Here is a 25699-nt window from a genome sequence, read left to right on the forward strand (position 1 = left end):
AAAACTCAGTAAACCATCTTCTGCCCGCGCAGTGCCGACTCTTCCTGGAGGACTTTTTCGCGGGCGCGCTTGATGGCGGTTTCGTAGATGCGCAGGTATTGCGTGACCATTCCGTTCTGGCTGAAATGGTCGATCACGCGCTGGCGCACCTGACGCCGGTCGATCGTGCGGACTTGGCCGATGGCTTCAATGAGACTTTCGTACCCAGTGACGAGATACCCGGTTTTCCGATGCTGGACGATTTCCAGATTCGAGCCGGAGCGCAATGCGATGACCGGCGTTCCGCAAGCCATCGCCTCGACCATCGAGAGCCGGAACGGCTGCGGCTTTTCACTGAGATGCACCAGTGCCAGGGCGCGGCCAAAAATCTCGTTGCGCCGTTCGCGGCTGATCGGGCCAAGATAAATCAGGCGATGATCGGAGGCGAGGGGATGGATCACTTTCTCGAAATAAGGCGCGTCCTCGATCGGACCACCGACGACTAGCGGGACGTTCATTTTGTCGGCAGCCTCGATGATTCTCTCCAGGCCGCGATTCGGCGCGATGGTGCCGACGAATAAAAGGTAATCGCCGGGGCTGTTGTTCAGCCGGTATTCCTCCAATGGGACTCCGGGTAAAATGGTGGTCGTGTAAGGCAGTCCGGGAAGTTTGCTGGCCTCGCTGATAGCGATGTAACTCGAGTTGCGCGCGAAGCGATGGAAGATCGGCAACTGCCGCGAGGTGGGCGTTTCGTGCAGCGTGAGGACGACCGGCGTGTCCACCATTTCCGTGTAAGCCAGCGCCGAAACGTCGGTGTGGCAATGGATCACATCAAACTCGTGCGCCCGGGCAAAAACCTCGGCCGTGTGCAGCAAATTCCAGACTCCGGGATCGAGCGCGCTGTCCTCGCGCAGCGGTCGCGGACAGATCGCCCGCAGCTTCGCCGTGCTCGTGGAATCTGCCGTGGCGAAAAGCGTCACGTCCAGCCCGCGAGCCACGAGGCCGTCGGCCAGACTGGCGGCGATCAATTCGCGAATGCCGGAATGCCGGGGTGGGGTGCGCCAGTCGAGTGACGAGACAATGGCGATGCGCATTCGGGGTTCTGATTTCATGCGGGGAACGACGATACAACCATGTCAGTGCATTAACTAAAGCAAGAAGTGAACCATTCGGAGAGGTGTCAGGCAGTGCTGCGGCTTTGTTGCAAAACTTTGAAGGCGCTGCCTGCTCCAATGGGATCGAGCACGCGGGCCTCGCCGGTCGTCTCGGGTGTGAGATGGCCGAGGTGGCGGGTGATAAATTCGCGTTGGGTTTCGAGGAGATCGTTGGCGAGCCCGGCTTCGGCCCCCCAATTTTGCAAGTCGGTGAAATTAACATCGGCAGTGAGATCCTGCTGGCCGATGCGCGTATAGATTTCGGCTCCTTCGACGCGCTGATGATGAAAATATCCCCGGACCGTTCCCTGCGGCTGACGGTGGTAAAGCGCGGGAAAAATGTCGCCATAATCAATCGTCAGCCAAGCGCCACGGGTGAGCAGCGGAGCTGTTTTCAGGAGTTCCTCGCGATAAGCTGCGTGCACTTCGATGATCTGATTTTCCGGGAGCGCAGCAACGCACTCCAGCAGCGGCCTGCAAGATTCCTGAATCTGACCACATTCGAGTTTGAGTCCAATCTCGTGCCATTCCGATCCCACCCGGCGCAATCTCCGGCAGGGATACGCATCGACGAGTTCATTGGAAAAAATCAGGGCCATTCCTTCAGCAGCCTGAAGCGCGTCTGCGATGGAATCGTGCCAGCGCACATTGCGGCCGCGAAGTTTTTCCTTCTGGCGCTGACGCAACGGTTGGGAAATTTCCACGAGGTGATACGTCAATCCCAGCCGCCCGAAAATCCCCAAGCTTTGCAGGATGGTCGCAGCCATCTCTCCCGTGCCGCCGCCGACCTCGACGAGATGCCAGTGGAAGTCGAATCGGAAGCGCTTTTTCTGGTCTTTCGCCCAGCGAGCGATGGCTTGCCCAAGCGGTGAATTTCCCTGCGCGGATGTGGTGAAATCTCCCGTGCGGCCCACGTCCCGGATCTGGGTGGCATAGTAACCAAACTCCGGATCGTAGAGCGCAGCAGCCATGAATTTTTCGAACGAAAGCCAGCCGTCATGCCTCGCGATTAGCGCCCGCAATATCGCCTCGGATCGCGTGGAGGAAGGTTTGAAATCGACAGACATTATCAATTGTGGCTAAAAAATGCGGGCGGCGAGGTAATTGTATTCGCTTTTTTAAGAGAAGACTGTACATCCGCACTTTGCAGATGGGAATTTTGACTCACAAATAACATTCTTCTTCTCTGCTGCTGCCGTTCTTATATAGATTCCCGCTTATGAAATTCCGCGCCTTGCTCACCAGCCTTTTACTTGTTTCGCAGCTTGCGTTCGCTCAGGACAAGCAGACCAGCGAGCAGTTATATCAGGAGGCTTACGAAAATTTCGTCAAACGCGATTATACCGCCGCCTCAGCCTCGCTGGATAAAATCAATCCGGTCGATCAGAAAAAAGCCGACATTCTCAACCTGCGCGGCGCGATCTACAAGCGGCTCGGCGAGTTGGACAACGCCGCCAATGCCTACAGCGACGCGCTCAAGATCAACCCGAAAGACTGGGTGCCGAAGTATAACCTGGCCGAGGTGAATTTTCTGCGTGAGCAATACAAGCCGGCCCGCACTTTTCTCGAGCAAGCCCTGGCCTCCATGCCCGAGGCAGACCGTCTGCAAAAGCAGGATCTGATTCTCTACAAAGTGTATCTGACCTATCTGCTGCAAGGCGACGATGAGAAGGCCAAACTGCTCCTCGATAGTTTCGACATCAACTCGCCAAACCCGGTTTATTATTTCGCCCAAGCCGCTTGGAGCTATAAGAAAAAGGACCTCGCCAAAGCGAAGACTTGGGTGAACTCCACCGACGGTCTCTATTCGCAGGACCTCCGCAACAGCTATAGCCAGGCTCTCGTTGATGTCGGCTGGCTCGAGCCTTCAGAAGGAGTCGCCGCCACATCGCTCACGGCCAATCCCGCACCAAGCGTCACTCCAATGGAAGTCGCCATGACTTCGCCGACCCCGGCTGCAGCAGTGGTTCCGCTGGCGACCAACAATGCGACTCCCATCGCGGTGGTCGAGCCGAGTGCCACTCCACAACCTTCTGCCACGTCGGCAGCGACTCCGGTGGCCTCCATTCCGGAGCCTGCCGTTGCGAGCGAAACCAAGAAATCCGACAGTGGTTTCATAGCCAAGATCATCGCCGTCCTCGCCCTGCTGGGCGTGACCTCGATTCTTCTCATCAATCTCGCCAAAAAGAGCCGCATCGTTCCTCCGCCTGAGGACAACATCGGCTACGACGCCATTGCCGCCAGCGGCAGTCCCGACGCCACAAATGCCATCGCCTTCAGCCCCGAGGGCACGGGAGTCGTCATTGAGCAGGATGAAAATGGGGGAGTCCCTCCGGCGGCCATTCGAGTTTCACCGATTCATCGCGAATACCCCGAGGCAGCCGCCGACGCTCCGACGCGCAAGGGCCGCAAAACCTCCACTGGGAAAACTTCGTCGGGCGGGAAACCTTCTCCGAAATCGGTTCTCAACGCCGAAACCAAGGAGCCGGTCTCGCTCAAGAAGACGCCTGCCAAGGCTGCTGTGAAAACCACTTCCGCTGCAGCCGCACCTGCTGCCCGATCCACCAAAGCCGCCAAGCCAGAGGTAAAGCCAGCACCTGCCGCCAAAGCTCCGACCAAGCCCGCCAAGGCAACCACGAAATCCACGGGCGGCAAGCGCGTTCGCCTCGTTCCAGTTTCAACCATTGACGTTCCGCCGCCGGAAGTGCCGCCAGCCAAGCTGATGGTTTCCAACATTGAAGTGTTGCGCGCCGATCCCACCAAGGAATCCGCACCAGCCGAGGCCAAGCCTGCTTCCAAACCCGCTTCCAAGACAAAAGCCAAACCTGCCAAGGCTACCGCCAAAGTCGCAGCCAAGCCCGCTCCGAAAGCCCCGGCTCCGCGTCCAGCCTCGCTGATCACGATCCCAGAGTTTGAAGATGCTGGTTTGGAACCCGCTCCGACCACTGTCATTCGACTGGTACCCGAATCTGCCCCGAAAGAGGACGATTCGAAGAACGTCTAGGTTCTTCGTTTCCACTTGGCCGCCCGGTCGATTGCCATGGTCGAACCCACGACATCCAGCTCTGTCACAGAGCTTTACGAGCAATTTGTGCTGCCGACGTATGGGCGTTTTCCCATCGTTATCGAGCGCGGCACGGGCTGCCATGTCTGGGATGAAAATGGCACGGAGTATCTCGATTTCGGAGCCGGCATCGCGGTCTGTTCCATCGGTCATTCGCACCCGCGACTGGTCCAGGCCATTGCGGATCAGGCGGCCAAACTGATTCACACCTCGAACCTGTATTACACCGCGCCGCAAGGGAAACTGGCCCAGCGTCTCGCTGAATGCATTGGAACTCCGGGCAAAATTTTCTTCTGCAACAGCGGCGGCGAAGCCAATGAGGGACTCTACAAACTCGGGCGCAAATACGGCTCCGTCACCGGTGGCACGCGCCATGAAATCATCACTTTCGAGGGCTCCTTCCACGGACGCACCATGGGCGGCATTTCCGCCACGGCGCAACAAAAAGTGAAGGTCGGGTTCGACCCGTTGCTGCCCGGTTTTCGTCACGTTCCCTTCAACGACGTTCCGGCTTTGCTCGCAGCGATCAACGACAAAACCATCGGCATTTTGGTCGAACCCATACAAGGCGAAGGCGGCATTAACTCGGCAAACGCGGAGTTTCTCCGAACCCTGCGCAGCCTCTGCGACGAGCACGATCTGCTCCTCATGTTCGACGAAGTCCAATGCGGTCTCGGACGCACCGGCGACTGGTGCGGCTGGAAAACTCTTACTGGCGACGACCTTGTGCCCGACGCGATCAGTTGGGCCAAAGGCATCGCCGGCGGTTTTCCAATGGGCGCGTTTTGGGTGCGGAGTAAACCAGTCGAACTCGCCGACGGCACAACTTCTCGTTTGTCCGATCTTTTTGGCCCCGGCACGCACGGCACGACTTTTGGCGGCACGCCGCTGGCCTGCGCGGCAGCCCACGCTGTTCTGGATGTGATCGAGGAGGAAAACCTCTTGGAAAACGCCACGAGGCGCGGTGCCTACGCGTTGCAAAAAATTCGCGGTTTACAGTCGCCGCACATCCGCGAAGTGCGCGGGGCCGGTCTGATGATTGGCATCGAACTCGACTCAGCGCTTCCGCAAAAACTGCAACAGCCGACCAAAACCTCCTCGCAAATTCTCGTCCAATTGCTCCACGAACAGCATCAACTCGCCATTCCGGCGGGAGCCAACGTGGTGCGCTGGCTGCCTCCGCTCAACGTCACCGAGGCGGACATTGATCAAGCCGTCGGACAACTCGCCGCCGCGCTGGCCGAGTTGGATTCCAATCTCGCCAGCGTATGAAAAATCTCCTCTCCATGCGCGAGTTGGAGGCGGCGCAGATTCGCGAACTGGTCGCCCTCGGAGCCGTGATGAAGGCGGAGCGCGGGCACCACGCCTCGCATCCGCTGCGGCACGAATGCTGGGGCATGATCTTCAATAAATCTTCTACTCGGACGCGAGTTAGCTTCGAAGTGGGCATTCGCGAACTCGGCGGTGACGTGCTGTTTCTCTCCGCGAATGATATTCAACTCGGGCGTGGCGAGCCGATCAAGGACACCGCGCGTGTCCTCGGGCGTATGTTGCATGGGGCAGTCATCCGCACGTTCGCGCAGGCCGATGTGGTGGATTTTGCTAACTTCAGCGGACTGCCGACGATCAATGCGCTGACCGATGAAGAGCATCCCTGCCAGGTGCTCGCGGACCTGCTCACGATGCAGGAAAAACTCGGGCGCATCGACGGAACGAAAGTCTGTTACGTCGGCGACGGCGACTCCAACATGGCGCGTTCCTGGATCTGGGCGGCGGAGCGGATTGGCTTCGAACTGGTTATTGCCGCACCCAAAAAATACCAGCCATCTGATGCGTATCTCACTCAACTGAAGAGCGGCACCGTCACCTGTAACGAGGACGTTTTCGCCGCCGCGAAGAACGCCGATGTCCTCTACACCGATGTTTTTGTGAGCATGGGGCAGGAGGCGGAAAGCGCCGTCCGACTGAAGGAACTGGCGGGGTATCAGATCAATTCCGCGCTGGTCGCCGAGGCGAAAAGCGGCGCGCTGGTGATGCATTGTCTGCCGGCCTATCGCGGCAAGGAAATCACCGAGGACGTGCTCGAAGCTCACGCGCAGACGATTTTTGATGAGGCCGAAAACCGGCTGCACGCGCAAAAGGCCGTGCTCATGCAAGTCTGCCGCAAGGCGAGTTAGACCAAATCGTCGAAGGCAGATTTCAGCGTCGGGTAGCTGAAGGAAAAGCCGCTTTCGATTGCTTTTTTTGGCAGCGCCCGCTGACTTTCCAGAACAATGCTGGAGAGATCGCCGAGAGCCGCGCGAATCAGAAATTCGGGAACGGCAAACACAGTCGGGCGATGCAGCGCCGAGCCGAGCGCGTGGGTGAAGGCGAGGTTGGTGCATTCCTCTGGAGCCACGGCGTTAATGGGACCGGCGAGTGTTTCGTTTTCCAACGCGTGCAGGTAAAGCGCGGCGATGTCGGCGAGATGAATCCACGGCAGGTATTGCTGGCCGTGGCCCATTTTACCTCCGAGACCAAGGGAAAATATCCGGCGCAAAAGCGGGAACGCGCCACCGCTTTTCGCCAGCACCATGCCGGTCCGTAGCTGGCAACTGCGGATGCCGTGTTCCTCAGCCGACTTGGCTTCTGCCTCCCAGACTTCAGACACCTCGGCGAGAAACCCGGAGCCGGGACCAGCGGTTTCATCGAGTTTTTCCGCGCCGCGATTTCCGTAGAACCCGGTGCCGGACGCGCAGAGCAAAATCTTTGGCCCCTGGCTCGCCATGCTTTGCACCAAGTGCCGCGTGCTCTCACGGCGGCTGGCCACGATGAGGCGGCGTTTTTGCGAAGTCCACAGGCCGATGACCGGTTCGCCGGCGAGATGAATGATCGCATTGAGTCCGCTGACATCTACCGGCTTTTCCAGTGAAAACAGACGCACATCGTTGCAGCCTGGCAGCTTGGAATGCGCTTTTCTCGAGAAGCCCGTGATTTGGTGTCCGCGTTGCTGGCAGAGTGCGGCGAGCGCGCTCCCGATGAGACCCGTCACGCCGGTGATCCCGACTTTCATTTTAATCAAACCGCCGGTGCAGCCAGGCCACCGGGAAACGATCGCCAGGGCAATCGGTGGGCACGGGATTGATCTCCTTGTGAGCGCGAACGATGGAATATTTTCCCTCGACCTTGCCGCAACGGCTGCGCAGATAACGAATGAGTTCGTCCAGCGCCTCGAGTTGTTTCTGAGTCGGTTTGTCGCGGTTGAAATCGCCAACCAGGCAGATGCCGAGTGAGATATAATTCAGGTAATCGCTGTGCACGTGGCCGCCGTTGATCTGCTTCACCCAGCGGCTGCCGAGTTCGATCTGACCATCACCGGTCGAGGTGCCGTTACCGATGACGAAATGGTAGGCCATGCCGTTCGGCATTTTGCGCGTGTGCCGATGGTAGTAATCGAAAATCTTCGCGTTGCCCTGCCGAGTTCCACTGTTATGGACGACGATATATTTCCAGCGGCCGCGTTTGACTGGGGCACCGTCGATGCCGCGTTTCACATTGCCGACGATGTAGCGATACTTCGGCCCACCCCACCAACTGCGCGGGGGCGGAACGACTTCCACTTCTTCGTTGCCCGAGCGCCGGATGGTGATCGGAGCCTGCGGAGTGGCAGTGCTTTGGAAAAATGGCTTCGCGGTGGGCTTGGGAAATGGCGTGGGCGCGGGCGTCGGAGAAGGCGTGGCGCGCGGCGTGCGCTCGGGCGTCTCCTCAGCGGTCGGACGGGGAGTCGGACGCGGCGTTTCCTCGGGAGTTTCACGCGGCGTCTCGCGGGGAGTGCGGCGCGGCGTGGGTGTCTCCTCCGGTGTTTCCACCGGAGTGGGTTTGGGGCGAGGGGAGGATCGGGGTTTCGGAGTCGCAGTCGGCTCGGGCGGCAGCGTGTGCATTTGCTCGCGGGCCTTTAGAAACATCTCGCGCTTTTTCCGCGTGTCGTCCGAGATCTGACTCTGCGAAAACGATCCGCCCAGCAGGAGAAACGCGAGAACGAGGGACAAATGGCGGAGCACGGAGCGGAGAGTAAAAGAATTGTCGAAGTGAGGCAAGGCACGCTTGGAAAAATCCACTTTTACTCCCGTCTCGGTTTCGTGAGAAAGGTTACGATCCGGTGACGACGCCGGAAAAATCTTCCCAAAAGCCGTCGCCTAAGTTATTCACAGCTTGTTCACAAACGAACGATTTCCCGCTCCCCCACAGCTCTCATTTCCTATGAAGAAAATCCTCATTTTCACCGCAGGTTATGGCGAAGGCCACAACACCGCCGCCCGCAACATCCGCGACGCGCTCGAGTTTATCGCCGCCGACGAAGTCCAGGTCGAAGTCCTCGATCTCTTTGAAACCTGTTACGGCAAACTCAACGAGTTCGTCAAAAAAGCCTACCTCACCGCCATCAACAAAGCCCCCAAAGTCTGGGGCAAAATCTACGAGCTGATCGACAACACCCGCATGGTCCAGAGCAACATGGTGGCTCTCGGTCGCATGAAAAAAGCGTTGGCCGAACTCCTCCAGAGCACCGAACCGGACGTCATCCTCTGCACCTATCCGATCTATAATTATCTCATCGACGATATCTATAGCGACGGACGCCCTCGGCATTTCTCCCAAGTCACCGTCATCACCGACTCCCTCACGATCAACTCCGTCTGGTATCGTTGCCACAGCGATTACCTCCTCGTCGCCAACGACGACAGCGCCCGTGTCCTCCGGCAGGCCGGCATCGAGGACGAAAAAATCCGCGTCTTCGGCTTCCCCGTCACCCATCAATTTGCCTCGCTCACCAGCCAGCGCGGCCCCATGGAGAACGTCCTGAAAGTCCTCTTCATGATCAACTCCGGCAAAAAGGAAGCTCCCGAAGTCGCCCGCAAACTCGCCGCCCGCAAAGACGTGCAACTCACCGTCACCGTCGGACGCGACCTCACCCTGCGGAAGGAAATCGAAGACGCCGTCTCCGGTGCCGCCAACCCCGTGGAACTCCACGGCTGGACCACGAAAATCCCCGAACTCCTCCTCTCCCACCACGTCCTCATCAGCAAAGCCGGGGGAGCCACCGTGCAGGAATCCATCGCCAGTTGCACCCCCATGATCATTACCCAGGTCGTCCCTGGGCAGGAGGAAGGCAACGCCCGGCTCATCGTCGAAAACCACTGCGGCACCCTCGCCACCAACGCCGACGCCATCGTCAGCGCCATCGATATTGCCCTCGAGGATCGCGGCGCGCTTTACCAGCAATGGCAGACCAACATCACCCGTCTCAGCCGTCCCGAAGCCTCCCTCGACATCGCCCGCTTTGTCCTCGAACTCGGTGTCCCCGACAACACGCCCCCGCGCAAGATCGCGAGCTTCGACCGCCACGTTCCACCCGCCTCCAGCTCGCGCAACCTCCTGATGTGCGACCTGCACACCCACAGCCATTTCTCCGACGGCAAACTCAGCATCCGCGACCTTGTCGATCTCTACGGACAGCACGCCTTCGACGCCCTCTGCATCACCGACCACATCTGCGACCACCAGCGTTTATTGGGCAAACTCACCAACCTCACTGGCATGGTCCTCACCCCCGATCAAGTCTCCGAATACTTTGAAACCATCGAGCGCGAAAAGAAGCGCGCCTGGGAAAAATACCGCATGATCCTCATGGCCGGGCTCGAGTTTAATAAAGATGGGCTCACCAAAAAAACCTCCGCCCACCTCCTCGCCATCGACCTCCAGCAACCCATCGACCCCAGCCTCAGCATCATCGACACCATCGCCGAGATCCACCGGCAGGGTGCGCTCGCCGTCGCCTCCCACCCGCACGAATTCAAATCCGCCTGGGGCAAGGACACCCTTTACTTCTGGGAAAACATCGACACCTACGCCCCGCTCCTCGACGCCTGGGAAGTGGCCAACCGCGACGACATCTTCAACCCCGTCGGCCTGAAGCGCCTGCCCTTTATCGCCAACAGCGACTTCCACAAACCGAAACATCTTTTCTCCTGGAAGACCGCCCTCTTCTGCGAAAAAAGCCCCGAAGCCATCAAAGAATGCATCCGCATCAACCGCGACGTTTTCATCACCCTCTACCGCGACGCCAAGATCGGCTTCAGCCACAGCCAGTTGGAAGAGATCGAGACGACGCCTCTGATCCCGCTGCAAATGGCCGGGTAAAAATCCTATGGCGCTCCGGTCGCGACAATGTTGCCGGCAAACTCCGAAGTGTTGTTTGAAGAGCTGGTCGCAGTGGCCGAAACGCTGTTGCCAATCGGAATGGGCGACGTGAAATAAACGCTAAAAGAACCATTGCCTGAGCCATTCGTGGCCACATTTGTGTAGCCCAGAAAGTAGCGGCATCCGCCATGCTGGGAGGCATCGCCCGCAGGCCCGTGGAAAAATTCGATGCGATAGGATTGATTGGGCTGGCTGTTGAGAGTTCCGGTGAGTGTGGTCCGTGTCGAGCTAACCAAAACAGAGGTTAGAATCGGGAAATTTTGCAGAGTATTGGGGCCGGTATCGGTGTCGCCGATATCATTGGCGGTGACGCCAAACCCATCCTCGCTGCCTGCGGCCAGGTTGATGGCGAGTTGCGCGTTTCCGTAGATGGCGTTGCGCTGGATGCGGTTGCCAAACGTGGTGGCGTCGAAAAGGTCGATGCCGCGCAGGTTGTTTCCAGAGATCAGATTGCCCTGGCCGGAGTTGAGGCCGCCAATGAGATTGCCCGTGGCACCGGAAAAGAGGGCGATGCCACTCCACATGTTTCCAATGGCTGCGGTGGAGCCGGCATTGAGGCCGATGGTGTTGTTGAGAATGGAGTTATTGGAGGTGCCTGCGCCGCTGAGAGAGACGCCGTAGTTGCCGTTGCCGGAAATGATGTTTGGAGTGCCGATGTTGCCGATGACGTTGGCCTGCGCTTCGCCGAAAATATCCACGCCGCTCCAGCCATTGGGCAGGGCCGATGTGCCGGCCGGGTTAAGTCCGATGTAATTGTAGGTGATGCTGTTCGAGTTGGTGCCGGTGCCGGAAATGGTGATGCCCTGCTGCTGGTTGCCGGAGATAAAGTTGCGCGCGCCGGAGACAGTGCCGCCAATGAGGTTGCCCTGGGTTCCGCCGAAGAGGGCGACACCCGGCCCGACGTTGGCGCTGGCGGCAGTGCCGGGGCCGTTGAGTCCGATATAATTGGCGGAGACCGTGTTGCCATTGGTTCCCGCACCGTAGATGCCGATGCCGCGATAGTTGTTGCCAGAGATGTAGTTGCGGGAGGCGGCGCTGATGCCGCCAATGGTGTTGGCCGTGGCGGCGCCAGAGATGTCGATGCCGACATTATTGGGGATGGCCACGGTGCCGGCAGGGCTGAGGCCGATGTAATTGCCGGCAACCACATTGCCACTACTGCCTGTTCCATCGATGGCGATGCCCTGGCCTGCATTTCCCGAGATGTAATTACGGCTGCCGGAAACAGTTCCGCCGACCGTGTTGTTTTGCGCGCCTCCATAGATGCCGACTCCCGAGAAGGCGTTGGCGCGGGCGGCGGAACCAGTGGAATTGAGGCCAATGTAATTGGCGGCGATGGTATTTTGGTTGGTGCCGACTCCGCTGATGCTCACTCCCTGACTGGCGTTGCCGGAAATGACATTGCGGCTGGCAGAGGTGGTGCCGCCGATGAGGTTGCCACTGGCTCCGTCGGAGATTTGCACCCCGGCATAACCGTTGGGCACAGATGTGAGTCCCGTATTATTCAGGCCAATGAAGTTGCCGGAGACGATGTTGCCCGTGGTGCCGGGATCGGCAATGACGATGCCTTGCTGTGTGTTGCCACAAATGACGTTGCGGGCTGTGGAGGTGGTGCCCCCGACGGTGTTGCCACTGGCTCCGGCAGCGATGGTGATGCCAGCGTATCGATTGGCGAGGGCGGTGACACCGCTGTATTTGGTGCCAATGTAATTGCCCAGAACCCGGTTGCCGCTGGTGCCGGAACCTGTGATGTAAATGCCGGAGGCTGTGTTGCCAGAGATCACGTTGCGATCTGCGGCAGTGGTGCCCCCAATGCTGTTATTGATGGCTCCGCCGCTGAGGGTGATGCCGTCGAAGGCATTTGGCGCGGCAGTGGTGCCGTTCCAGCTCAGGCCGATGTAGCAACCCACGATTTTGTTGGCCTGGGCAGCAGCGCCTGTGATGAGGATGCCTTCCTGGGAAAAACCATAGATGACGAGGTGGCGGATGGTGCAGTTGGCTGACACCAGCTTCAAACCTGGCGCATAAACATCCGGCGGCTGGGCATAAGTGCCCGTGAGGACAATGGATGGGCCATACGGATTGGTGTCTCCACCCGCGAGGGTGCCATCGATGGTGGTATTATCCCCGGGAGCGAAAAGCGGGGCAGAAGGACGAATGGCAAAGACATGGCCGGCGTACCCCGGGTCGGTGGTCGGGATATTAAAAGTGATCGTCGTCCCCGGATGATCGAAACCATAATAAAGCGCCGCGCGCAGACTGCCGGGGCCGCTGTCCCGGGTGTTGGTCACGATGGGCGACAAAGCCGTAGCCGCGCCATAGAGGATCGCCATCCCGGCGCGGTCACCGGGGCTGAGTGGGCGATCGTATTGCTGACCGTAAATGTCGAGATACGCACTGTAGGCGGGTTTCGGCTCGATGGTGTTGAGAGTGGCGGGATTGATCGAAAAAGCATTCCGCGCGTAATGCATGATCGAATAAAAATCATACGGCCCATTATTCAGCGAGCTGGGTATGAGGGTGAAATTCCCGTTGCTGGCACCTCCATTGATATTCGACGTGAGGATGTTCACATACGTGTCGCGGTCGGAGCGTTGATGCTCGTGGATGAGCCCCAGGGTGTGACCGATCTCGTGGAGAAGCGTTCCCCGATTCCAGCTCCCGATCAGAAACGTTTGTGCCGGGCCCACCATGCCCACGGCGGATTGTCCGCCTGAAATAGCGGCATTCTCGACCCACATGTAATTTGTCTGCGTAGTGCGTGGGGTAAATTGCACATTCGCAAAAGTGGTCCACTCGGCGGCGGCATCACGAAACGCGCGTTGATGGGCAGCCGTAACGCCGCTGGCAAACGCATAATAAACAATCCCACCGGGCCATTTGACGAGTCCACTCGGACCCGCGCTGCTGGGAGTGGCACTGAAAGTGGAGACGCCTCCCTTGCTGGTAGTGGACGTTCCAGCGAGATGATCACGCCAATTTCTAATCACCCCCGCCCGGACTTGCATATCCCCCAGACTCACCAAGTCGTCGTCGCTGGTGGTTTTCTGGAGGATTTGGTTATAGGCAGCGAGGCTTGCCGAGGCAGTGCTGCTTTTGATTTGTGCCCAACCGGTGGCCAAAGGCACCAGAAACAATAAAACGACGATCCTTTGCAGAATAACGCGGATAAGTGGAATGGACACGAGCATGAGAATCCTTTCGCAGATGGGCAGAAGATTTTTCTAGCCAGATCCTGCCCAAAACACAAGCGGCGAAGATTGCCCGGACGCACAGTTCCGATTGACAATGTGGAGACGAAACCGCTAGTCTTGCCGCATTGGGAAATGAGACAATCCCATTCGTGGTTTTAGTTCTTTGCGACGTTTGAATTTGCCCTGCGGTGTGCGGGATCAAAGGTATCAACTCCCGGACCGATAATTAATTATTCCTTGGAGGCCGGTTTGGACGGTCAATGACAGGCCTTAATTGGAAGTCAGCCACCGAACCACAAGCCACCACCCTTACTTGGGGGAACGGGAAAGGTGCCTGAACGGCATTGCGGGGCATATTCAGACGTTGCGGAGAGTAGGGGTTGGCCAGTGGCTTGCTGTTCAGCGACGAAAATTAAACGTGTACGATGGGGCGAATACAGTCGTCCGTGATGAGACGGTCAAAGCGAAATAATTAGAAGGCAGCCGGGCGGTAAACGGCGGCATCGAGTGCAGCGTGGGCGTCCTTGAGCAGGTTGGCACTAAGGAGTTCGAGCGTACGTTAGAGGGTGCGCAGTCCGCCCTGGAGCTTCGGCAACGCATCCGCCCGGATACGTCGCATCACGCTATCACGCTTGGAAGACGACTGATTTTACAAACCGCTTTGCTTGGTCCGCGGCCTCTGACGAAATCATCTCACGCGTGAAAACATCTGCGACGAATGCGGGCCCATGCCCGTCTGCTGCTGGGAAAAAACATTCCAGTTCGCCAACGGGTACCACATGGATGCGAAGGGCGGCAAGAGCAGCGAGGAGCTGCTCCCCCGTCCGATAGTCTTGTCCCTTTAGAAAGGAAAGCCCCACGCTCTTCACCTGTTGCCATGGTGTCGCTCGCCGCAGCAGCCTGTCTATTTCCTTTCCTGCCTTCTTGGGAAAAATCGGCTCCGTTATGTCGTTAAGGATGCCAGTAATTGCGTCACGGGTTTCTTGAGTCGAAAGCTCCGGCTTTTTGTGGCTGATGACGTGATGCACCGGCTTCCAGAGCGTTTCGATTTGTGTCCAGTCCCCGCCGTGTGCCTCGACGATGGATCGAAGAGGCTCTTCAGCGCTGAGGACATCAAAATCCGCCACCGTCGAAATTGGAACACCGACACGCTTCAAAGCGCGAATCACAACCGGCATACGACTTTTCCCGCCGCAGTGCAGAAAGAGTAGATCTGGTCGGCGCAGCGTCGCGTCGTATTGGCAAAGCTCGTCGAGCACCGCTCCATAGAGAAGACAATCGGAGTCACTCTCGCAAAGGACTACCGCTTCGTGGAACAGACCATCCAAGACGTTGGAGTAGCGCAGGAGCGGGTCTTTCCATAACTCTTGAATTTCCGTGGCCTGCAATTCGTTCACGCGATTGACGTTCCCGTCGCGAGTGAGGCGAAGCACGCGTGTTCGGGCGTTCCCAGCATCGAGCACGCCTTTCAGGAAGTCGCCGCTATGAGTAGCAATGATTGTCTGTGCTCCGGCCGCCTTATCATTAGCGAGCACCGTTCCGAGGAGGCGTGCCTGCGGTGGGTGGAGAAATGCCTCCGGTTCGTCGAGCAGGATCACCGACCATTCGCCAACAGTGACCTGCAATAGCACGCCGATGTAGCTACGAATTCCGTCGCCCTGCTGGTGAACCGGCTCCAGCTTTTCAACCGCTCGAACATATTCGACCGAAACACGGTCCTTTCCAGCAGGTGGAATGGGTCGCACGCCGCAATAAAGTGGTATTTTGGTTCCGGCATTACGATGAACGACAAGGTCTTTATCGAAGGCGGCTTTGAAATAGGTTGAAATCCGGCTTTCAAGGCTGTCATCGCGGGCAAGAAACTGAATCGGGTGACTTAGCGACTGCTCAGTAAATGGAATGTTCGGCGCTGGTTCGCAAGTCTTAAGACGCTCCTCAGTGTTGATCAGCGTCGCGAAGATACCCGTTGCTTGGCCAGGCCCTTCAGGCAGTTGCCAGAAATGAGAGAGGAACTCTATCTGGAAGTTGACGTCGCGGAAACTCACCATTCTCTGCGCTCCTCCACGGACACAGCCTAGCGCCTCGATGTGTTTTAAAACATCTTGATGGGTTCCTTGACGTCGACTCTTCACAGCGCGGATGACCTGCGTTGGCGGTTCATTCTTCATCCGGCTTAAAACATCCCGGAGCGCACGACTCTTGCCGGTGTTATTTGGCCCAACGATGAGCAGCAAGTCGCCCGTCTCCATGGTGACCGTTGTCCCGTCGCTGAAGGTTAGTGTTTCGATCGTGAGAGAGGGCTTCATAATGCTTGGGAAAGGCGATCGAGGAAGATTTGTGCCTGCCTTTTTTCTTCCACTGTGATGTGGGCCTGAGTCCATGCGACAAAGGCTGCTAGTTTGTGGGTAAGGGGGTCGGTCATGTGCGAAGACTAATGATCACCACAGGTAGTAGACGAGGCCGTTTGAGTACCGTTGAAATGAACAAATATCAGAAGCGATTAAAAAATATCGTCGGGAAATACACACATCTCCCGACGATATTTTTTTCATTCAGGCTATTTACCAGCCAAATAAGCTGCCACGTGGTGCGCTCCATTGCCTACCGCATGAACTGCTTCCCTCAGTTTCGCTTCGGTGCAGCCAAAATGGCCGGTCCAATAGCGAACTTCCCAAGATTCCGTAAGACTTATCTTACTAGCATCTTGAGGCCGACGTTTATTTAAGTCATCACTCATAAACTTTGTTCCTTTCTAAGCACCCACAACTGATTGGGGGTAACGCGTCAACAAACCACATTACTATGTGGTTTCAAGGCTTTGCTTGGGTTGAACAACCCGCGCCAAACCCACAAATCATACGTCTGGCCTTTTTAACGCTGAAACATACCCCTCTCTCACCCAAACATAACGTCCTTCGACCCAAGCATACCCATCTTGAAGTCAAACATAGCGCCCTTGCACCCAAACATAGCGGTCTTGAAGTCAAACATAGCGTCCTGCAACTCAAACATAGGCCTCTTTCACTCAAACATGGCGGATGTGAGGTAAAACATACGGCTTTGCAGTGGTGACATTCGCGCAGTGAAAGCAAACATACGCAATCGGCTGTCGATCTTTGCGTCCTCGCAGTGGTGCATGGCGGGCTTGCAGGCAAACATAGGCGTCGTGAAGGCAGACATAGGCGTCTGCAAATCGGGTTTTCGGGTGGTCTGGCAGTGAATCTTGCGAGAAAAGCAGAGTTTTGAACTATTTTGGCTGGATTGGCTCGTCCTCTGCTAAGGCTTGCGGGGTATATGACTAATTCGCAGAAAAACAAGCTGAGCATGTTCCTCGCCGTGCTCGGGATCATGCAGAAATACAATGCCGAATGGATGTCGCTGACGGCGTTTGCCGCCCTCGTGACGCAACTCGGCGATCTCGCGAAGTCGATCCAGGATGCCAGCGGCGTGCAAGGAACTCCGCAGACGGGTATCGCTGGGGGCAAAAGCCGCAAGCAGGTCGAGATGGCGGAATTGACCGTGTCTGCGGCGGGCGATCTGCATACGCTGGCGGTGACGGAAAAGGATGATGTGCTGGCGGCGAAAGCCGATGTGGAACTGACGACGCTGCTGCGGATGGAGGACACGCTGGTGGGGCCGTATTGCCGTGGGCTTTACGATCTGTGTCTGGCCCGTGCGGCAGACATCGCATTGCTCGGCACGACCGCGGCGGATTTGGCGGAACTGGATGCGGCGATTACGGCTTACACGCCTCTGGCGACGGCTCCCCGGCAGGCGATTGTGGTGGGCGCGGGGGTGACGGGGAACATCCTGCTCGATACGACGAGCGGGATGACGCTGCTCACCAAGCAACTCGACAAGGCGATGCGGAAGTTTAAGCGCAAGAACCCGGAGTTTTTCAATGCCTACACGAGTGCGCGCATCATCGTCGATCTGGGTGGCGGTCATGCGGACAACTCTGGGGAAACGCCCGCTCCCCCGCCTGCGCCTTAGTCGCCTCCTTTTCTTCCATGGCACGGTGGGCCTATTCAGACGTCGCAGAAAAGAGTGCGATGAAACTCGAATGGTTTTTTCGTGATTTTCTGATTTCCTGATTCATTTCCTTGGCGCATCTTCACCGCGATGAAACGAGCGATTTTGGCATTGGAAGATGGACGGGTTTTCGAAGGCGAAAACTTCGGCGGCACCGGGACGGCGGTTGGGGAGATTTGTTTTAATACCTCCATGACGGGCTACCAGGAGGTGCTGACCGACCCGTCGTATCGCGGCCAGATCGTGGCCATGACGTATCCGCTGATTGGAAATTATGGCATCACGTCCGAGGACGACGAGAGCAGCGAGCCGCATGTGCGCGGGTTTGTGATCGAGGAACTGGCCGAGCTGGCGAGCAATCATCGTTCGCAGGAATCGCTCGGGGATTATCTCGCCCGGTGGAAAATCTGCGGCATTCAAGGCATCGACACGCGGGCGCTGACCAAGCGGTTGCGGGTGGCCGGGGCGATGAAGGCCTGCATAACGACCGAACTCGCCACGGGAGCCGAGGCGATCGCCGCGGCGCAGAAAGGGAATGGCGTGGTCGGCATGGATTTCGTGAAGGAAGTGACGGCGGCGGAGCCGTTTGCCTGGGACCCGGATGACACTCAAAGTCCCGAGTGGGACGGCGATAAATATCTCGCGCTGCCGCCAGTGAAGCATCACATCGTGGCCTACGATCTCGGGATGAAGCGGAATATTTTGCGCCGGTTGCGCCAGAAAGGATTCGCCGTGCAGGTGGTGCCCGCGACGACGAAGGCGGCGGACGTGCTGGCCTTGAATCCGGATGGCATTTTTCTCTCGAACGGCCCCGGCGATCCGGCGGCGCTGGATTATGTTTTCCAAGAAGTGCGCGAGTTGATGGGCAAAAAGCCAATCTTCGGCATTTGTCTGGGGCATCAGATGCTCGGCCACGCGTTTGGCGGGAAGACGTTTAAGCTGAAGTTTGGCCATCGCGGCGGCAATCAGCCGGTGCAGGATTTGAAAACCGGCAAAGTCGCCATCACGGCGCAAAATCACGGCTTCGCAGTGGACGCCGATTCGCTGCCGCCCGAGGTGGAGGTGACGCATATCAACCTGAACGACGGCACGGTCGAGGGCTTGCGCCACAAGGAATTGCCGATCTTCAGCGTGCAATATCACCCCGAGGCTGCGCCCGGTCCGCACGATGCCACGTATTTTTTCGACGAATTCTCCAAACTCATTGATACGCAAAAATCGAAATGATAGGTTAACGCTATGGCCACCCTCCAGATTTCCCTCCCCGACGGCGAACAAACCCACGAGCTCACTGAGGAAGTGATCACGATCGGGCGCGTCTCCGACAACACCATTCACATCGACGACGCCTCGGTGTCGAGTCACCACGCGCAAATCACCACTCGCGACGGGCACTTTGAACTGGAGGATCTGGATTCGACGAATGGCACCCGAATCAATGGCCAGCGTCAGAACAAAGCCACGCTGACAGATGGAATGCGGATTCGTTTTGGCCAGGTGGAGGCGACTTTCTCGTCCGGTTTTGCAGGGGAAAGCCTGCCGCTGCCAGAGGCGGAGGAGATCGATGTGAAAGTCGGCGACCAGACCAAACGCCCGGCGGATTTTACCAATTCCTCGCCGTTTGGCCGTCGCAGCGGGAAGAAAGACGGCAGCGGCAAGGCGATTCTCGCGCTCGCTGTGTTGGTGATGCTGATCGCGTGCGGGGCCATTTATCTGGCCTACACGATTCAGCCTCCGGGGATGTAATCAGAAATTCAGGCCGTAGGTGAGGCCGAGCCAGTGAGATTCGAGTTGGATTTCACTGTTGGAATATTCGCCGGCTTTGAGCTGGGACTGGGAAACGGATTGCGTCTTCGGCAGATGCCATTGCCAGGAGAAATCGAGGTGCCAGGCCGGTTGCTGATAACCAATGCCCGCGCTGACGATGGAGTCGTCGATTGCCGCAGCCAGCGGCGTGAGGGTTTCACTGGGAACGACCTGGGTCGAGTAAGCGTAACCGGCGCGCGCACGCCAGGCGTTGGCGATTTTGTATTCGGCTCCGACTCGAATGATTTTCTGATCGCGCCAGCCGAGCGGAACGACATCGGTGAATTGATCGGAACCGACGAGTCCGTTGACGACGGTGTTCGAGCTGTGGGAAAGCGTCACCGGCAATTCGTCGAAGGCGTTCGACCAGTTGATCCAGTCAAATTCAGTCGTCAGCAACAGCTTGTCCGTGGCCTGCCAGGCGATGCCGGCCTCGATCTTTTGCGGGAGCTTGGTCACCACTTTCGCGTCGGCATTTAACTCTGGCTCGACTGCGGCAAATCCACCGCCGAGCGACTGCAACTGCGCTGAGAGATTCGCCCGTGCGTCGCCTTTGGTCCGAAATTCACTGGGTGTCGTGTAAGCGGCGGAGATCCGCAGCGAGGGCAGGGGGCGGAGTGTGAATCCGATCTGACCCACGGCGGCGTAGCCCTCGGTGTCGAGATCGAGCCGGGTCTTGAAGCCCTGGAGCGTGGGCTGGCTCTGGAAAATGTAGGCTGTGTTCAGGGCGTTGTGATTGTAGATGAAACCGGCGGAAACCCCGGCGCTGAACCAGGAGGAAACGTCGGCGGCGACTCCGGCTTGAAAATTGTAGGCGAGAAATTCGGAACGGTGGCTGATTACACCGTAACTCGTCCGTTCGTCCACGCCGCCCTCGCGGTCGCGATAACGCCAGTCGGTCGAGGCCGCATACGACGGCGCGGCGGAAAGACCCCAGCGAATGGCTGGATGACCGCTCGGCAGCGCGATAGCGACGTCGCCGAGGAAGTTGATCCGGTTGCGCAGAGTGGAATCTTTCTCGCCCGTGCGAGTGAGAGTCGCATGGAGAAAAATGCCATCGACCGAGACTTCGGCGCTCCCGCGTTTGGTTTCCGTGAGGGCGGCGGGATTGGTCATCATGGCCTCCAGCGGAGAACCGGCGACGGCCACACTCGCGCCGCCCATGGACTGGGTGCGAGCGGTAAATCCATCGCGCACCAAGCCGGCGCTCCAGGCACTGGCGGCAGTGAGCAGGCTGAAAGTCAGAAATTGGGAAAAGGACGACCGGAGTTGCATCCCATTCCAAGACCAAGTTTCGTGCCAGCGGCGACGTGATTTTACGAACGTCGAATGCGCAACTGGCGTCGCAGCGAGAGATAAAGAATCCCGAGGAGCGCGATCGCGGAACTGTGGAGAACGAGGGCGTCGAAGAAGAAAACGCCGAATTCGTGGCGGAAGTGGACCTGTTTCGTGCCGAAGAAAACGTTGATGAGAAGATGGTCGCCGTTCTCGCCAGAACGCCGGTAATCGGCCTGTTCCGTCTCGGCCTTGCTGACCAGATCAAGGATCTTTTGATTCACGTAAACCTGATCGACCGTGAGATTTTTTGACCGCCGCTCGACGGGGATGATTTTCACTTCCTGCCCGGCAAGAATGCGATCCATCTCGGCGAGTTGCGCGTCGATTGCCTCGGGGGAATGTCCGGCGATGCCGCTCAGGCGAGAGAGGCCGTCCTTGAGTTGGTTTAGGCGGGTGAGTTCCAGCGGAGTGCGGCTGGCTTTGAGTTTGGATCGAATCGGCTCGATGGCGGCGGTGAATTCCTCTTGCCGCATAGTGAAGGGATTGAGCTTCGCCTGCGCGACGACGATCGCTTCGTAGGACCAGCGCAACGGCATGAACTGGCAGATGAACGGGACTTTGAGCTTGCTCTGGTCCTGCGCCGAACTGGCGGGATCGTGCTCGGAGAACCAGCGGTTGATGGAATAAACGAAGTCGAGATTGCGGTTCATCTCCTCGTATTTGATGAGCGCGCCGCCGAGGATCATCTGGGGAATGAGCACCATCGGAACGATGTTCGCGGCAGTCTTGGCGTCGTTCACCAGAGACGAGACGACGAGTCCCATCGCGATGCCCCAGATCGAGGTGGTGACCATCCAGATGAAGTGCCACCAGAACATGCCGCGGATTTCCAGAATGGCGTTGCCGATGAGGAGAAAGAGGACGCATTGCAGCGCGCCGAAAAGGGTGAGCGTGAGGGCCTTGGCCGCGACGTAATAACCGAGGCGGACATTCAGATTTCGCTCGCGCTGGAGAACCGTCCGGTCCCGGATAATGTCGTCGGCGCTATTGGTCAGCCCGAGGAACATCGCGACGATCAAGGCCACAAACAAGTAAGTCGGAATGTGATACGCCGAGGCGAAATCGTAGTGCGCCGCCTCGCTGAATTTGAGGACGAACCCGACTAGCAGCGCCAGCAGCGGCGCGACTACTGTCGTGATGACGAGGTTGGCTTTGTTGCGCAGTTTGCTTTTGAAAGCGCGGGCGAGCAACGTGCGAAACTGCGTCCACTCGTCGCGCCAGCGGAACCAGCGTTCGCGATCCTTCAGCGTGCTCGGCTTGGCTTGGGGCAGCTCGCGTTTCAACGAGATCTGCCGCATGTCCTGGAAAAGGCGATGCGACTCGTATTTATCGCGCCAATAGTCGGGCGAGTAACGTCGCGCCGGCACGAGTTGGCTGCGGCTGTTTTCCTCGTAAATGATGTCGCCGCCGAGGTCGCGCAAGGGCGTTTCCAGCACGTCGAAGATGAACTCGGGTCGCGTGGTGCCGCAGGTCGGGCAGCCGCCGAGTTCGTTGCCGTATTGCTGCTGTTGCTCGGCTTTGGCGAAGTATTGGAGCATCTCCTGCGGCGTGCCGTAGAAGACGAGGCGGCCGCCTTTGTCGAGGAGGAGCGCCTTGCTGAACATCTGGAAAATTTTCGATGTCGGCTGATGGATCGTGACGAGGACAATCTTGTTGTGCGCCATGCCGCGAATGATCTCGATGACGTGCTCGGAGTCCTTCGAGGAGAGACCGGAAGTCGGCTCGTCGAAGAGGTAAATGTCGGCCGAGCCGATCATGTCGAGGCCGATGTTGAGGCGTTTGCGCTCGCCGCCGGAGAGGAATTTTTTGCTGGAACTGCCGACCAGCGAATCGCGGCGCTCGGCGAGTCCGAGTTCAATCATTTTCGCGTCGATGCGCCGCCAGCGATCCTTGGCAGATAAGTGTGGAGCCCGAATGGCGGCGGCAAAACCGAGGTTCTCCGCGATGGTGAGATGCTCGTCGAACGCGTCATCCTGTGGAATGTAGGCGACGTAGCTTTTCAGCTCCTCCACATGATCGTAGAGCGATTCGCCATTGAGTAAAACCGTGCCGCCATTCGGCTGCAACCGGCCTGCGAGGACGTTCATGAGCGTGCTTTTTCCGCTGCCGCTCGCGCCCATCACGCAGACCATTTCGCCGCGTTGCACGGTGAAGGAAATGCCGTCCACAGCGGTCTCGTCGGCGCGAAAACGATGGTTCAGATCCAGCACGTCCAACTGCCGGATGATGTTGCGTTCCTCCTCGATGATGCGCTCGGAAAAGTCGCAGCGCAGGATCTGCCCCGTGTCGATGCGAATGGTGTCGCCGTCCTTCAAATTCGCGCTGTGTTTGACCGGAACATCGCCGACCAAAATCGGACGATCCGCCTGCAAGACGAGAACCTGGCCGACGCGCTCTTCGTAGTCGCAGAAAATTTTCAGCAAAATCTCACCGCTCGTTCCGGGTGAGAGCAAAATGTCGTCCTCGTCGAGCAAACTGGGGTTGTTCGAGACGAGGTATTCCGACTTCGTGGCCTGGAGATGGAAACGTCCGCCCATGGCCCGGGCGCGGCGGCGGAGGTCGGAGAGCTCGAGTTCGTTGCCGGTGGGGAAAACCAGTTTGTCGCCCAGATTGGCGGTCACGCTTTTGCCAATGACAAGTGGTTCGTCGTGCAGGGTGGCCTCGACTTTGCGAATCGCGGTGACTTCCACGCGGAGTCCGAAGCGAACCTGGAGCTGCGAGTCGCGGTTTTTCGTGCGTTCGACTTCCACTTCGTCGTCGGAGTGGACCGTGACGTAAACCACCGGAATACTGACGTTTTTCTTGGCGTTGAAATAGGCGACGAGATCCTGGTGCGCCACGACCTGCTCATCGACGATCACGCGCTGGCCCGGATAAATGCGGCAGAATTGACCCGGAGTCAGCGGGCGTCCACGAACGACGACGGGCTTTCGCGCGAGATTTTTCAGCAAAATCAAATCGTGATAGCGATAGGCGGTGAGACGTTCCCCCTCGTCGAGACCTTGCAAGGCGACGTCCTCCTTTTCACTAGTGCCGAAGGTCAGCGACTCCAGCGGTGAGGTGCCTTTTTGATACACCGACGTGTCGGCTGTGTCCGAGGCGTTGAGTTGATAAACGATGTCGATGGCCTGGGTCGCCATGCCGAGCGACGACATGAATGAGTAATAAGCGATGACCTGATCCTGCTTCAGTCCGGCCTTGAAAATGAGATCGTAAAGCTGCACGCCGAGGAGAATCTTGCGGTCGTCGCTCAGATCGGAGGCCAGTTTCTGCGCCATCGCAGTTAGATCCTGCTGCTCGTTCAGAGCCTGGCGAAACAAACGTCGCAGCTCCGAATAGACCGCTTCTGGATAATCGTAGCGCAGAAACCCTAGCGACGAATCGACCTCGTCCTCCTGCAACTCGCCGTCGATTTTCGTAAATGCCGCCAGCACTTTGATCATCAGTGGAAGCAAATTCGCGCTTTCCGAGACCGCGCTCCGCTTCCTCATTGCCTTCCTCGCAGTGGCGCGGGAGCGATTCACGGCACGATGCCAGGCAGGTGTAATGGCCGTCAGCCGATCGACCATTCTCTTGCCAAAAATCGCCAGGGAACTCACTCCGCAGTCCTTATCACGCGTCGAGTCCCTTGGAAAGAGAGGAACCCCGAGAGCGTGAGTTTCAGCTCGCCCCGGCGAGGGCGTGGCGCGGCAGGTCGATCGTGAAAATACATCCACCGCCCGGTTTATTGCGCGCGCTGATCGAGCCGTGGCTCGCTTCCACACTGCGCCGACAGATCGTGAGCCCGAGCCCCATGCCGCTCTTGTTTTCGCCGCCTTGGTGGAAGGGGAGAAACATCTTTTCCGCCTCGCCCGGAGGCAGGCCGGGGCCGCTGTCCTCCACTTCGATAAGAATGCGCCTCTCCACGGCGTAGGCGTTTAGCGTGACCTCGGTCCTTCGCTCGGTGAATTTGAAGGCGTTTTGCAGCAGATTTCCCACGGCGGCCAGAATCAGGTCGCGGTCCGCCTCGAGGGCCAGGTCTCTATCGACACTTCCCACCACCAGCGCACATTCTTTCGCCTGGGCTTCCAAAATGGCCGACAGCCGCACTTCCGCGATCAATTCCGCCAGCGAGAATCTCTCATGCTGGAGTGGAATGCCCGCAGCGATCTTCACCTCGGCCAGCGAGCGATCGATCAGATTGCGCATTCCCACCAGACTGCGATCCAGAATTCCTCCGGTCGCTCCACTGATGCCGACATCGCCCAGCTTGATCATGGTCAATGCGAGCGTCGCGGTGTTCAAATAATTGCGTAACTCGTGCCCAAACATCCCCATCCGCACATTGACGTTTTTCTCCTGTTGATCGGCGGCATGTGAGGCTTGCTGATAATTAAATTCCGTCACCGCCACCGAGATGCCGTTGTCGAGGCAGCGGTTCAGGGTGCGAAACTCATTCACTTGAATGGACTTTTTCATTTCCACCGCCAGATCCGTGATCGCCTGGCAGAGATCGCCATAATCGCGCACCACCTGTTCCACGGTATAGCCACGCCTGGAAAGATCGCGTCCGTGCAAGGTGGATGTCGCACCCATCTCCGACTGATCGGGCATTGCACCCCCGGCTGATCCGGAAACCGTGTAACTCTCCATCGGTTCCTCCGACTGCTCGATTTTGAGCGTCTCAATGAGTTGATCGAGAAAAGGCGGGACGCCGTGGTTCGTCTCGCCCACGGGCATGGATGGCCTGCCTCGAAGCACGGCCTTGGCTTCGCAGCGTGCGATAATCTCGGAGCGATGAGTGGTTAGGAATTGATACAACACACCCAAGTTTGTAGAGCGCCCTTACCCACCGATCTATGGGGTGAAACCCTACTCCGCCGCCTGCTGCATAGGGTAAACCCTAAGTCGGGTTA

General features: G+C 58.0%; 17 protein-coding genes and 1 other RNA gene. 8 read left to right on the plus strand and 10 right to left on the minus strand.

The window, feature by feature from the left end; all coding sequences use genetic code 11:
- Positions 1-5 precede the first annotated feature (5 nt).
- Together ABIT76_13090 and ABIT76_13095 are read right to left on the minus strand one after the other, a co-directional pair.
- Positions 6-1091: a glycosyltransferase family 4 protein gene (locus ABIT76_13090; protein ID MEO7934083.1), complete on the minus strand. Its 1086-nt coding sequence runs from the start codon at positions 1089-1091 to the stop codon at positions 6-8.
- A 68-nt stretch (positions 1092-1159) separates the two neighbouring features.
- Entirely contained in the window at positions 1160-2104 is a 945-nt protein-coding gene (locus ABIT76_13095; GenBank protein MEO7934084.1) for an SAM-dependent methyltransferase, read from the minus strand.
- A 248-nt stretch (positions 2105-2352) separates the two neighbouring features.
- On the opposite strand from ABIT76_13095, the gene ABIT76_13100 reads away from it, so the two are divergent.
- From ABIT76_13100 to argF, 3 genes are read left to right on the plus strand one after another with little or no spacing between them, the layout of a single operon-like run.
- On the plus strand, positions 2353-4137 hold the full coding sequence (locus ABIT76_13100) for a tetratricopeptide repeat protein (GenBank protein ID MEO7934085.1): 1785 nt from the start codon (positions 2353-2355) through the stop codon (positions 4135-4137).
- 36 nt (positions 4138-4173) lie between these two features.
- Positions 4174-5469 (plus strand): acetylornithine/succinylornithine family transaminase, encoded by a 1296-nt coding sequence (locus ABIT76_13105; protein MEO7934086.1) that lies wholly within the window; start codon positions 4174-4176, stop codon positions 5467-5469.
- Entirely contained in the window at positions 5466-6374 is a 909-nt protein-coding gene (gene argF / locus ABIT76_13110; GenBank protein MEO7934087.1) for an ornithine carbamoyltransferase, read from the plus strand. Before ABIT76_13105 ends, argF begins: the two co-directional genes overlap by 4 nt.
- Here argF and ABIT76_13115 read toward each other — a convergent pair.
- Entirely contained in the window at positions 6371-7249 is an 879-nt protein-coding gene (locus ABIT76_13115; GenBank protein MEO7934088.1) for a TIGR01777 family oxidoreductase, read from the minus strand. The two genes, argF and ABIT76_13115, sit on opposite strands and share 4 nt — an antisense overlap.
- Position 7250: 1 nt before the next feature.
- Positions 7251-8237 carry an N-acetylmuramoyl-L-alanine amidase gene (locus ABIT76_13120; protein MEO7934089.1) on the minus strand — a complete coding sequence of 329 codons (987 nt, stop codon included), beginning with the start codon at positions 8235-8237 and terminating at the stop codon, positions 7251-7253.
- Positions 8238-8436: 199 nt separating this feature from the next.
- Here ABIT76_13120 and ABIT76_13125 point away from each other — a divergent pair, with 199 nt between their 5' ends.
- On the plus strand, positions 8437-10374 hold the full coding sequence (locus ABIT76_13125; protein MEO7934090.1) for a PHP domain-containing protein: 1938 nt from the start codon (positions 8437-8439) through the stop codon (positions 10372-10374).
- Positions 10375-10379: 5 nt separating this feature from the next.
- On the opposite strand, the gene ABIT76_13130 is transcribed toward ABIT76_13125, so the two are convergent.
- Complete coding sequence (locus tag ABIT76_13130; protein ID MEO7934091.1) at positions 10380-13619, minus strand: M12 family metallopeptidase; 3240 nt, start codon at positions 13617-13619, stop codon at positions 10380-10382.
- A 186-nt stretch (positions 13620-13805) separates the two neighbouring features.
- Here ABIT76_13130 and ssrS point away from each other — a divergent pair.
- A non-coding RNA gene (gene ssrS, locus ABIT76_13135) (6S RNA) lies at positions 13806-13985 on the plus strand.
- Positions 13986-14254: 269 nt separating this feature from the next.
- Here the strand turns inward: ssrS and ABIT76_13140 are convergent.
- Positions 14255-15934, minus strand: coding sequence for an AAA family ATPase (locus tag ABIT76_13140; GenBank protein MEO7934092.1), 1680 nt, complete (start codon positions 15932-15934; stop codon positions 14255-14257).
- Between the two features lie 251 nt (positions 15935-16185).
- Entirely contained in the window at positions 16186-16365 is a 180-nt protein-coding gene (locus tag ABIT76_13145) for a DUF3606 domain-containing protein (GenBank protein MEO7934093.1), read from the minus strand.
- A 557-nt stretch (positions 16366-16922) separates the two neighbouring features.
- On the opposite strand from ABIT76_13145, the gene ABIT76_13150 reads away from it, so the two are divergent.
- The 3 genes from ABIT76_13150 (at position 16923) to ABIT76_13160 (ending at position 19406) form a co-directional block, all read left to right on the plus strand.
- Positions 16923-17621, plus strand: a complete 699-nt coding sequence (locus ABIT76_13150) for a hypothetical protein (protein ID MEO7934094.1) — start codon at positions 16923-16925, stop codon at positions 17619-17621.
- Positions 17622-17750: 129 nt separating this feature from the next.
- Positions 17751-18887: a glutamine-hydrolyzing carbamoyl-phosphate synthase small subunit gene (gene carA / locus ABIT76_13155; GenBank protein ID MEO7934095.1), complete on the plus strand. Its 1137-nt coding sequence runs from the start codon at positions 17751-17753 to the stop codon at positions 18885-18887.
- Positions 18888-18899: 12 nt separating this feature from the next.
- Positions 18900-19406 carry an FHA domain-containing protein gene (locus tag ABIT76_13160; protein MEO7934096.1) on the plus strand — a complete coding sequence of 169 codons (507 nt, stop codon included), beginning with the start codon at positions 18900-18902 and terminating at the stop codon, positions 19404-19406.
- On the opposite strand, the gene ABIT76_13165 is transcribed toward ABIT76_13160, so the two are convergent.
- From ABIT76_13165 to ABIT76_13175, 3 genes are all read right to left on the minus strand, one after another.
- Entirely contained in the window at positions 19407-20741 is a 1335-nt protein-coding gene (locus tag ABIT76_13165; GenBank protein MEO7934097.1) for an outer membrane protein transport protein, read from the minus strand.
- A 41-nt stretch (positions 20742-20782) separates the two neighbouring features.
- Entirely contained in the window at positions 20783-24247 is a 3465-nt protein-coding gene (locus tag ABIT76_13170; GenBank protein ID MEO7934098.1) for an ATP-binding cassette domain-containing protein, read from the minus strand.
- Between the two features lie 217 nt (positions 24248-24464).
- Entirely contained in the window at positions 24465-25607 is a 1143-nt protein-coding gene (locus tag ABIT76_13175; protein MEO7934099.1) for a HAMP domain-containing sensor histidine kinase, read from the minus strand.
- Positions 25608-25699 lie beyond the last annotated feature (92 nt).

The organism is Chthoniobacterales bacterium, assembly GCA_039930045.1.
Lineage (GTDB): Bacteria > Verrucomicrobiota > Verrucomicrobiia > Chthoniobacterales > DASVRZ01 > DASVRZ01.